Origin of the sequence: Geotalea uraniireducens (genome assembly GCF_027943965.1) — a bacterium.
GTDB lineage: Bacteria > Desulfobacterota > Desulfuromonadia > Geobacterales > Geobacteraceae > Geobacter > Geobacter uraniireducens.
In genome coordinates, this window is record NZ_AP027151.1 from 3,446,117 (window position 1) to 3,456,621 (window position 10,505).

Consider the following 10,505-nt stretch of genomic DNA (forward strand, 5'->3'; position numbering starts at 1 on the left):
GTTCCTCCAAACAAATTAATTCCTAAAAGGCATCCCAAGTTGCTTGAGCAGTGCCTTACTTTCCGCGTCTGTCGCCGCCGAGGTTACAATTGTGATATTCAAGCCTTTGATTTTATCAATTTTATCGTAATCAATTTCAGGGAAAATCAGCTGTTCCTTAATGCCGAGCGAATAATTACCGCGGCCATCAAACCCCTTCCCCGAAATCCCCTTAAAATCCCTAACACGCGGAAGCGCCACGTTGATCAGACGATCCAGGAATTCATACATCTTCTCCCTACGCAGCGTCACCATACAGCCGATCGGCATACCTTGACGGAGCTTGAATCCGGCGATCGATTTCTTTGCTTTGGTGATTACCGGTTTTTGCCCGGCAATTGAGGTAAGCTCCTCTACTGCTGAATCAAGTATTTTTACGTTCTGTATCGCTTCGCCAAGTCCCATGTTAATTACGACTTTCTCAATCTTCGGAACTTGCATTACATTCTTGTAGCTGAATTCCTTCGTCAGCTGTGCGGCTATTTCTTTATCATAAAGCTCTTTAAGCCTGGGCATCTGATCCTCCGATCCTATTTATCAAAAGGCTCGCCACATTTGACGCAAACCCGAACCTTCTTGCCATCCTCAAGCAGGTTACGCTTCGTTCTAACCGGCTTCTTGCATTTCTCGCAATAGAGCATCACATTGGAAACATGAAGAGGGGCTTCTTTTTCCACAATACCACCCGGTTCATTACCACGTGCCCGAGTATGGCGCTTTACGACATTGAGCCCTTCTACAAGAACGCTATCTTTCTTAGCCAGAACAGCCAGGACCTTCCCCGACTTGTTTTTGTCCTTACCGGTTATGACGGATACCGTATCGCCTTTTTTTACGTGAAACTTTTTGTCAAACATGAAAACCACCCCTCAGAATAAATTACAGAACCTCAGGTGCGAGAGAAATAATCTTCATAAATTTCTTCGCCCGGAGCTCCCTGGCGACCGGCCCAAAAATACGCGTCCCGACGGGTTCACGCTGGTTGTTAATAACTACCCCGGAGTTATCGTCGAAACGGATGTAGGAGCCGTCGGGGCGGCCGATTTCCTTAGCAGTCCTGACAACTACAACTTTTACGACATCCCCTTTTTTAACCTTCGAATTGGGAATAGCTTCTTTTACCGACGCAACAATTATGTCGCCTATGCTTGCATACTTCCGCTTGGATCCACCTAGAACCTTTATGCAGAAGAGCTTCTTTGCACCGGAATTGTCAGCTACATCGAGTATGGTCTGCATCTGTATCATTGATATTCTCCTGCTATTCGATCCTATCGATAATCTGCCGAACTTTCCAGCGCTTGTCTTTACTTAACGGCCGCGATTCAACGATCAGAACCCTATCGCCGATCTTACAGCTATTATCGCCATCATGGGCTTTGTACTTGACGCTTCTCTTAATGTACTTATTGTACACCGGGTGTTTCACAAGATGAGAAACGCGGACAACTATAGTCTTATCCATCTTGTCGCTAACAACAACACCCACTTGAGTTTTTCTGCTCCCACGCTCACTCATAGGTCCCTCTCTAGCCTTTTCTCTCACGGAGGACAGTCTTTATTCTCGCGATATCCTTTTTTGCAGCGGAAATCTTCGCTGTATTCTCCAGTCTACCCGTGTGCAGCTGAAACCGCAGGTTAAATATCTCCTGCGTAAGATTTGTCACTTTATTTGTCAGTTCGTCCACCGACAGACTTTGCAGCTCACTAGCTTTCATGACTGTCCTTCCTTGAAATGAATTTCGTCCCCAGCGGAAGTTTATGTGCGGCCAGCCGGAAAGCCTCGCGCGCAACCTCCTCCGTGACACCTTCCATTTCGTAAAGCACTCGACCCGGCTTGATTACGCAAACCCACGAATCGGGCGACCCCTTACCTTTACCCATCCGAGTCTCAGCGGGCTTTGATGTAAGAGGTTTGTCCGGAAAAATCCTTATCCAGATTTTTCCACCCCTTTTTATATAACGAGTCATTGCAATACGAGCAGCTTCGATCTGCCGCGAATCAAGCCACCCACACTCGGTCGCCTGCAAGCCGAACTCACCAAAATCAAGGTTAGTTCCCCGCAGAGGCGCACCTTTCATGCGACCCTTCATCTGCTTTCTATGTTTAACTCTCTTGGGCATCAACATCGTGAAAAGCTCCTGTTTCTATTTTTGGCCAGGGAGGACTTCGCCCTTAAAGATAAGCACCTTGACGCCAATAATACCGTACGTAGTTTTCGCTTCAGCAAAACCATAATCAATATCGGCCCGAAGTGTGTGCAAAGGCACGCGCCCCTCGCGATACCACTCAGTACGAGACATTTCCGCACCGCCCAAACGCCCCGAGCAGGTTATCCTAATCCCCTTGGCTCCGAACTTCAGTGCGGACGTAACGCTTTTCTTCATTGCCCGACGGAAAGCAACACGCCTTTCCAACTGCAATGCAACGTTCTCTGCGACCAGCTGAGCATCGAGTTCAGGCTTTCGTACTTCCTGGATATTCAGATACACTTCTTTATCAGTCAGGCGAGCCAGCTCCTTTTTAAGAGTCTCGACTTCAGCCCCTTTTTTACCAATAATGAGCCCAGGCCGCGCAGTATAAATATTGATCTTCGCTTTATTGGCAGCACGCTCAATCTCGATTTTCGAGACACCCGAATTATAAAGGCGCTTTTTGAGAAACCCTTTAAGCTTGAGATCTTCATGAAGAAGCTTCGAGTAGTCCGCTTCCGCATACCATTTAGAGTCCCAAGTTCTTATAACGCCAAGCCTGAATCCAACCGGATTTACTTTCTGACCCAAGACACCACCTCCACCAAATTACTTATCCGCCAAAACCACCATGATGTGGCTGGTCGGCTTTCTTATCTTACTGGCTCTTCCCATCGCTCTGGGAGTGAAACGCTTCAGTACAGGTCCACCGTCTACGGCAATCGACTTAACAAAGAGCCGATCTACATCTGATGTCCCCTTTTGCTCGGCGTTGGCAACTGCTGACTTAAGCAGTTTCGAAACCAGCTTTGCAGATGGTTGCGGCGAAAAACGCAGAATAGTGAGAGCATCCTGTATATTCTTTCCCCTCACCATATCGACCAGCAACCGTGTCTTACGGGGCGAGAGGCGGGCAAATGACAATTTTGCGCTTGCTTCCATTTGGTAATTACTCCTTTACAGGTTACTTCTTCTTCAGCTTGCTTTTCTTATCAGCCGCATGCCCGTAGAAAGTCCGCGTGGGTGCAAACTCTCCGAGTTTGTGCCCAACCATATTTTCCGTCACAAAAACAGGAATGAATTTTTTCCCATTGTGCACAGCAAACGTCAAGCCGATAAAGTCTGGCGTAATGGTTGAACGACGAGACCACGTCTTAATTACTTTCTTTGATCCGGGGCCTTCAGCTGCTACCTTGTCGGCCAAATGCGTATCAACAAACGGACCCTTCTTGATTGAACGTGCCATAGAGCTAATCCTTTATAAATCGGCGATTATTTCGAGCGCGGTTTAACGATGAAGCGCGACGAGGTCTTGTTGGTCCTGGTCTTGTAACCCTTAGTCGGAATGCCCCACGGCGTGACCGGATGACGCCCACCAGAAGTGCGCCCCTCGCCACCACCATGCGGATGATCTACCGGGTTCATCGCAACACCACGAACCTTGGGACGAATACCCAGCCAACGGGATCTACCGGCCTTCCCCAAAGATACGTTCTCATGGTCAATATTCCCGACCTGCCCGATAGTCGCCACACAGTCCTGAAGAACCATCCGCACTTCGCCGGATGGCAATTTAACCTGCGCATACTTGCCTTCTTTAGCCATTAACTGAGCAAACGTACCCGCACTCCGTGCAAGCTGACCGCCTTTACCAATCTTCAGCTCAATATTGTGGATAATGGTACCAAGCGGAATAGCTCGCAAGGGGAGTGAATTACCAGGCTTGATATCAGCATTCGGGCTGGCGACAATCGTGTCACCAACATTAAGCCCAAGCGGCGCCAAAATATACCGCTTCTCACCGTCCACATAATAAAGGAGGGCAATGCGAGCGCTACGGTTCGGGTCATATTCAATCGACGCAACCTTTGCCGGGATCTCCAGCTTGTTGCGCCGAAAATCAATAATCCGATACTTTTGCCGGTGTCCACCGCCAATATGTCTTGACGTTACGCGACCGAAGTTATTTCGTCCACCAGTTTTCTTCACTTTCGCCAGAAGGGATTTCTCGGGCTTGCTGGAAGTCACTTCCGTAAAAGCGGAGCAGGTCTGATGTCTTCGGCCTGCCGATGTTGGTTTGTATGTCTTGATTGCCATTGTAAATCACTCCACGACGCAGGTGTTATATTTCAAAGAAATCGACGTTATTACCTTCCTTCAAGGTAACATACGCTTTTTTCCAGTTTGACCGTTTCCCGTAATGGCGGCCAACGCGCTTTAGCTTACCGGCAATATTGGCCGTGTTTACCTCGACCACTTCAACCTTAAACAGCTGCTCAACAGCTGACTTGATTTCGATTTTGTTCGCATTACGATCTACGACAAAAGAAATCACGTTCCCAGCATCTTTTTGCAAAGTAGTTTTCTCTGTAATCAAAGGCTTTTTGATGACGTCATAGATATTCATGACTGCAACACTCCTTCAACCGTACGGACAGCAGCCTCGGTAAGAATGATATTATTGTAGCGAACGATATCATAAACACTTAGCTGGTCGGCTTTGACCACCTTCACATGTTTTACGTTTCGCGCCGAGAGCTCAAGATTCGCATTCGGCGAATCCAAAACAACCAACGTCTTATCTACCTCAAACGCTTTCATAACACCGACAAACGATTTGGTGGATATACTGGGGAGATCAAAAGCATTAACAACAGAAAGCTTGTTCCCCTTATACAGCATCGAAAGGGCAGATCTTACAGCAGCCTTTCTGGCTTTCTTATTCATTGACAGATTGTAAACTTTTGGCTGAGGGCCAAAAGCCACTCCACCACCGACATAATGGGGAGCCCGGATACAACCTTGACGCGCCTGCCCGGTACCTTTTTGACGATAGGGCTTTTTCCCGCCGCCGGATACTGCTGAACGGTTCTTCACTGCCACTGTTCCAGCACGCCGGTTAGCAAGTTGAACCTTGATTGCCTCATGAATCAGGTATTCCTTCACTTCACCATTGAAGACGGCGTCGTCAAGGCTCATTTCAGCTACTTTATTTTTTTTCAGGTCGAATACATCGATCGTTGCCATAAGAATCTCCAGAGCCAACTATTCTCTCACGCCTTGACGCTATCCTTAACAAGCAAAATGCCATTCTGTGCACCAGGGACAGCCCCCTTGATAAAAAGCAGATTACTATCGGAATCAACTCTCACGATCTGCAACCGCTGCACAGTTACCTTTTCATTGCCAAGCTGTCCGGGCATCTTCTTATTTTTAAATACGCGGGACGGGTAAGCAGAACTCCCGATCGAACCCGGTGCCCTGTGGAAACACGAGCCGTGCGACGAGCGGCCGCCTCTAAACCCCCAACGCTTGACGACCCCTTGGAAGCCTTTACCAATGCTTGTTCCGGTTACATCTACGAACTCGCCCTCGGCAAAAACATCAGCAGAGACAACATCACCTACATTATAGGAATCCACCGAGTCAAATCTAAACTCACGGAGAAAGGAAAAAACTCCTTGTTTCGCAGAGCGGCAATGGCCGATAAGCGCCTGATTGGCTTTGCTCGCCTCTTTAGCTGCAAAACCTACCTGGATGGCGTTGTACCCATCAGACTCAACCGTCTTCTTCTGCACAACCACACACGGACCTGCCTCAACGACCGTAACAGGTATCCGCTTGCCATCTTCCGCGAAGATCTGAGTCATTCCCAGTTTTCTAGCTATTAAACCCTTCTTCATGGTTCCAATCCTATCTGTGAATTCTCGTTAAAGCTTAATTTCCACATCCACACCAGCCGACAGGTCTAGCTTCATCAAGGCATCAACCGTCTGCTGGGTCGGATCCAGAATATCGATCAATCGCTTGTGTGTCCGAATCTCAAACTGTTCACGCGATTTCTTGTCAACGTGAGGTCCACGCAACACACAATATTTGTTGATAATCGTCGGCAGAGGGATCGGTCCAGCCACGCGAGCACCTGTCCGCTTGGCCGTATCAACAATCTCACCTACAGATTGATCAAGAAGTTTATGATCGAACGCTTTGAGCCGGATTCTAATCTTTTGACTTGGCATTTCTTCCTCGTAACAACGTTATTCAATAATGGAGCTAACGACGCCGGCGCCAACGGTACGGCCACCTTCACGGATCGCGAACCGCAGACCTTCGTCCATCGCGATCGGCGTGATCAGGTTGATCGTCATCGCCACGTTGTCACCAGGCATTACCATCTCAGTCCCCGCTGGCAGGTCCACAACACCCGTCACGTCCGTCGTCCGGAAGTAGAACTGCGGACGATAGCCGTTGAAGAACGGCGTATGACGACCACCTTCTTCCTTGGTCAGGATGTATGCTTCCGCCTTGAACTTGGTGTGCGGAGTGATCGAACCCGGCTTGGCCAATACCTGCCCACGCTCGATGTCTTCACGCTTGATTCCGCGCAGCAGGGCGCCGATGTTGTCACCAGCGCGACCTTCGTCGAGCAGCTTCCGGAACATCTCGACCCCGGTTACCGTCGTCTTGCTCGTCGCACGCATCCCGACGATCTCGACTTCTTCACCGACCTTGACAATCCCGCGCTCAACGCGCCCCGTCGCCACGGTACCGCGACCCGAAATCGAGAATACGTCTTCCACCGGCATCAGGAACGGCTTGTCGATGGCCCGCTCCGGCTCCGGAATATAGCTGTCGACCGCTTCCATCAGCTTGAAGATCGCCTGCTCGCCCAGCTCGCCCTTGTCGCCTTCCAGCGCCTTCAGCGCCGAACCTTTGATGATCGGAATATCATCGCCAGGGAAGTCATAGGACGACAGCAGCTCGCGGATCTCCAGCTCGACCAGCTCCAGCAGCTCGGCATCGTCAACCACGTCCGCCTTGTTCAGGAACACGACGATGTACGGAACCCCAACCTGACGCGCAAGCAGGATGTGCTCACGGGTCTGCGGCATCGGCCCGTCGGCGGCCGAGACAACCAGAATGGCGCCGTCCATCTGCGCCGCACCGGTGATCATGTTCTTAACATAGTCGGCATGACCCGGGCAGTCTACGTGTGCATAGTGTCGCTTGTCCGTCTCGTATTCCACGTGGGCGGTCGCAATGGTGATACCACGCTCACGCTCTTCGGGAGCATTGTCAATCTGATCAAACGCACGAAACTCTGCCTTCCCCTGTTCCGCAAGAACCTTCGTGATCGCAGCAGTCAGCGTCGTCTTCCCGTGGTCTACGTGACCGATCGTGCCAATATTGACGTGCGGTTTTGTCCTCTCGAATTTAGCCTTTGCCATTTAGGATTCCCTCCCTCGACGGAAAATATTATCCTTTAACTTTCGCAATAATCTCTTCGGACACCGACTTCGGCACCTGCTCGTAATGATCAAAAGTCATCGTGTAGGTTGCACGGCCCTGCGTTGCAGAACGTAAGTCGGTTGCATACCCGAACATTTGAGCCAGCGGCACCATCGAACTTACGACCTGTGCGCCAGCCCTGCTTTCCATTCCCATAATCCGGCCACGGCGCGAGTTAAGATCGCCAATCACGTCGCCCATATACTCTTCCGGGACAACGACCTCAACAGACATGATCGGCTCAAGAAGAACCGGGGACGCTTTAGCTGCCGCTTCCTTGAATGCCATGGAGCCAGCGATCTTGAACGCCATTTCGGAAGAGTCGACTTCATGGTAGGAACCATCGACCAGAGTGATCTTGAAGTCAACTGTCGGGAAGCCGGCGAGAACCCCAGTATCCATAGACTCCTGGATACCTTTGTCTACAGCCGGAATATATTCACGCGGAACAACACCGCCCTTGATTGCATCAACAAATTCATAGCCTTTGCCCGGCTCTTGCGGCTCAATCTCAACCCAGACATGGCCATACTGACCACGACCACCCGATTGCCGAACAAACTTGCCTTCAACCTTAACCTTTTTCGTAACTGTCTCACGATAAGCAACCTGCGGCTTACCAACGTTCGCCTCGACCTTGAACTCGCGCATCAACCGGTCAACAATAATTTCAAGATGCAATTCGCCCATCCCGGAAATAATCGTCTGCCCAGTCTCCTCGTCGGTCTTTACCCGGAAAGACGGATCCTCACTGGCAAGCTTCTGCAGGCTGATCCCTAATTTTTCCTGATCCGCCTTAGTCTTGGGTTCAATGGCGATCGCAATGACAGGTTCAGGGAATTCAATCGACTCAAGGATTACCGGGGCATCCTCTGGGCAGAGCGTGTCGCCGGTGGTCGTGTATTTCAAACCAACCGCAGCAGCAATATCGCCGGCATACACTTCTTTAATTTCTTCACGCTTGTTCGCGTGCATTTTCAGCAAACGACCGATGCGCTCTTTCTTTTCCTTGGTGGAATTATAAACATAGGAACCCGAATTAAGAACACCCGAGTAGACACGGAAAAAGCATAACTGCCCAACAAACGGGTCTGTCATTATCTTGAAGGCCAGGGCTGCAAACGGCTCATCATCAGCGGCTTTCCGCTCGATCTGATCCCCAGTCTTGGAATCAACCCCTTTAATGGCAGGGATATCGACGGGCGAAGGCAGAAAATCAACGACTGCATTCAAAAGGTTTTGCACACCTTTGTTCTTGAACGCCGAACCGCAAAGCACCGGGCAAATATGAATATTGATCGTGGCATAGCGTATCGCAGCGCGAACCTCTTCGACTGAAAGCTCTTCACCCGACAGGTACTTCTCCATCAACGCCTCATCGTGCGTTGCAACCTCCTCGATCATCTTTTCACGATATTCGTGAGCAAGCTCGGCAAGATCAGCGGGGATCTCCTCTTCGTGGTACCTAGCACCAAGAGATTCCTCATCCCAGACGATCGCCTTCATTTCTACAAGGTCGACCACACCGCGGTACGTATCTTCCGCACCGATCGGCAGCTGAACAGGGACCGGGTTAGCCTTCAACCGATCACGAATCATCCCAACCCCACGGAAGAAGTCAGCACCAACGCGGTCCATCTTATTGATAAAGGCAATGCGGGGGACGCCATACTTATCAGCCTGCCGCCACACCGTCTCGGACTGAGGCTCAACACCACCAACCGAGCAAAAGACGGCCACCGCGCCATCCAACACGCGCAATGAACGCTCAACCTCAATCGTGAAGTCAACATGACCAGGCGTATCAATAATATTCACACGATGATCATTCCAGAAACAGGTCGTCGCCGCGGAAGTAATTGTAATTCCACGCTCTTGCTCCTGCTCCATCCAGTCCATCGTGGCAGTCCCTTCATGGACTTCGCCGATTTTATGGGATACCCCCGTGTAATACAGGATACGCTCGGTAGTCGTCGTCTTACCTGCATCAATATGGGCCATAATCCCGATATTTCTTGTTTTTTCCAACGGCACAAGTCTAGCCACACAATCCTCCAAAAAACCTAAACACTATATTAAACTACCAGCGGTAGTGAGCAAACGCCCTGTTCGCCTCTGCCATCCGATGCGTATCTTCACGCTTCTTCACGGCAGCGCCGCGACCATTATAGGCATCAAGTATTTCCCCAGCCAATTTGTCGGTCACCGTCTTCTCAGACCGCTCGTTCGCATAACGCACAAGCCAGCGCATCGCCAGAGAAACCCGCCGCTCTGCCCGAACCTCAACCGGCACCTGATAAGTAGAGCCACCAACGCGGCGTGACTTAACCTCCAAGGTCGGCTTGATATTATCAAGACATTTTTTAAGAACCTTGACCGCTTCCTCGCCAACCTTTTGGGCCACGATATCAAGCGCACCATACAGCGCACGCTCCGCAGTACTCTTCTTACCGTCAGACATTATTACATTAACAAGCTTCGCCACGACCCTATCGTTAAACTTAGGATCAGGAAGGATCACCCTTTTAGCTACTTCTCTTCTTCTCGGCATAACACCCTCTCATCCAAAGACTTTTACTTAGGCCGCTTCGCGCCGTACTTGGAGCGACTCTTCTTCCGATCTTTAACGCCGACGGAATCCAACGTACCACGAACGATATGGTACCGCACCCCAGGAAGGTCTTTTACCCTGCCGCCACGGATCAGCACCACCGAGTGTTCCTGCAGGTTATGCCCGACCCCCGGAATATAGGAAGTAACCTCTATCCCATTGGTCAACCGCACCCTGGCAACCTTGCGCAACGCAGAGTTCGGCTTTTTCGGCGTAGTGGTATAAACCCTCGTACAGACCCCCCGCTTCTGCGGGCAACACTTCAAAGCCGGTGCAGTCGACTTTTCCTTTTTGCTTTCGCGACCAAGGCGAATCAGCTGGTTAATTGTAGGCATCCTTACTCTCCCAGTAGCAACTTCTCATCGAGGGTCTA

The 10,505-nt window shown here is 50.3% G+C and carries 18 protein-coding genes; all 18 read right to left on the reverse strand.

All coding sequences use genetic code 11. The features are described 5' to 3' along the window. Positions 1-15: 15 nt before the first annotated feature. The 18 genes from rplE to rpsL are packed head-to-tail and all read right to left on the reverse strand — an operon-like array spanning position 16 to position 10,467. Positions 16-555: a 50S ribosomal protein L5 gene (gene rplE, locus QMN23_RS16160; RefSeq protein WP_282000362.1), complete on the reverse strand. Its 540-nt coding sequence runs from the start codon at positions 553-555 to the stop codon at positions 16-18. Positions 556-569: 14 nt separating this feature from the next. Beyond that, complete coding sequence (gene rplX, locus QMN23_RS16165) at positions 570-896, reverse strand: 50S ribosomal protein L24 (protein ID WP_282000363.1); 327 nt, start codon at positions 894-896, stop codon at positions 570-572. 22 nt (positions 897-918) lie between these two features. Continuing rightward, on the reverse strand, positions 919-1,287 hold the full coding sequence (gene rplN, locus QMN23_RS16170) for a 50S ribosomal protein L14 (protein WP_282000364.1): 369 nt from the start codon (positions 1,285-1,287) through the stop codon (positions 919-921). A gap of 13 nt (positions 1,288-1,300) precedes the next feature. Then, entirely contained in the window at positions 1,301-1,558 is a 258-nt protein-coding gene (gene rpsQ / locus QMN23_RS16175; protein ID WP_282000365.1) for a 30S ribosomal protein S17, read from the reverse strand. Positions 1,559-1,568: 10 nt separating this feature from the next. Beyond that, positions 1,569-1,757, reverse strand: coding sequence for a 50S ribosomal protein L29 (rpmC, locus tag QMN23_RS16180; RefSeq protein ID WP_282000366.1), 189 nt, complete (start codon positions 1,755-1,757; stop codon positions 1,569-1,571). Then, a complete protein-coding gene (rplP, locus tag QMN23_RS16185) occupies positions 1,747-2,169 on the reverse strand; it encodes a 50S ribosomal protein L16 (RefSeq protein ID WP_282000367.1) in 423 nt (140 codons plus the stop codon). The genes rpmC and rplP overlap by 11 nt, the downstream gene beginning before the upstream one ends. A gap of 18 nt (positions 2,170-2,187) precedes the next feature. Beyond that, on the reverse strand, positions 2,188-2,823 hold the full coding sequence (rpsC, locus tag QMN23_RS16190) for a 30S ribosomal protein S3 (protein ID WP_282000368.1): 636 nt from the start codon (positions 2,821-2,823) through the stop codon (positions 2,188-2,190). A gap of 18 nt (positions 2,824-2,841) precedes the next feature. Continuing rightward, positions 2,842-3,174, reverse strand: coding sequence for a 50S ribosomal protein L22 (gene rplV / locus QMN23_RS16195; protein ID WP_282000369.1), 333 nt, complete (start codon positions 3,172-3,174; stop codon positions 2,842-2,844). Positions 3,175-3,196: 22 nt separating this feature from the next. Further along, on the reverse strand, positions 3,197-3,478 hold the full coding sequence (gene rpsS / locus QMN23_RS16200; protein WP_282000370.1) for a 30S ribosomal protein S19: 282 nt from the start codon (positions 3,476-3,478) through the stop codon (positions 3,197-3,199). Positions 3,479-3,504: 26 nt separating this feature from the next. Next, entirely contained in the window at positions 3,505-4,329 is an 825-nt protein-coding gene (rplB, locus tag QMN23_RS16205) for a 50S ribosomal protein L2 (RefSeq protein ID WP_282000371.1), read from the reverse strand. Between the two features lie 25 nt (positions 4,330-4,354). Next, positions 4,355-4,639, reverse strand: coding sequence for a 50S ribosomal protein L23 (locus QMN23_RS16210; RefSeq protein WP_282000372.1), 285 nt, complete (start codon positions 4,637-4,639; stop codon positions 4,355-4,357). Next, positions 4,636-5,259: a 50S ribosomal protein L4 gene (gene rplD / locus QMN23_RS16215; protein ID WP_282000373.1), complete on the reverse strand. Its 624-nt coding sequence runs from the start codon at positions 5,257-5,259 to the stop codon at positions 4,636-4,638. Before rplD ends, QMN23_RS16210 begins: the two co-directional genes overlap by 4 nt. Before the next feature lie 26 nt (positions 5,260-5,285). Then, a complete protein-coding gene (gene rplC / locus QMN23_RS16220; protein ID WP_282000374.1) occupies positions 5,286-5,915 on the reverse strand; it encodes a 50S ribosomal protein L3 in 630 nt (209 codons plus the stop codon). Positions 5,916-5,942: 27 nt separating this feature from the next. Beyond that, positions 5,943-6,251: a 30S ribosomal protein S10 gene (gene rpsJ, locus QMN23_RS16225; protein WP_004514236.1), complete on the reverse strand. Its 309-nt coding sequence runs from the start codon at positions 6,249-6,251 to the stop codon at positions 5,943-5,945. Positions 6,252-6,269: 18 nt separating this feature from the next. Then, the gene (gene tuf / locus QMN23_RS16230; RefSeq protein ID WP_282000375.1) at positions 6,270-7,460 is read right to left on the reverse strand and encodes an elongation factor Tu; all 1,191 of its coding nucleotides are present in this window, start codon (positions 7,458-7,460) and stop codon (positions 6,270-6,272) included. Positions 7,461-7,488: 28 nt separating this feature from the next. After that, complete coding sequence (gene fusA / locus QMN23_RS16235) at positions 7,489-9,567, reverse strand: elongation factor G (protein WP_282000376.1); 2,079 nt, start codon at positions 9,565-9,567, stop codon at positions 7,489-7,491. Positions 9,568-9,601: 34 nt separating this feature from the next. Then, positions 9,602-10,072, reverse strand: coding sequence for a 30S ribosomal protein S7 (gene rpsG / locus QMN23_RS16240; RefSeq protein ID WP_282000377.1), 471 nt, complete (start codon positions 10,070-10,072; stop codon positions 9,602-9,604). Positions 10,073-10,095: 23 nt separating this feature from the next. Beyond that, the gene (gene rpsL, locus QMN23_RS16245) at positions 10,096-10,467 is read right to left on the reverse strand and encodes a 30S ribosomal protein S12 (protein ID WP_282000378.1); all 372 of its coding nucleotides are present in this window, start codon (positions 10,465-10,467) and stop codon (positions 10,096-10,098) included. Between the last annotated feature and the right edge of the window lie 38 nt (positions 10,468-10,505).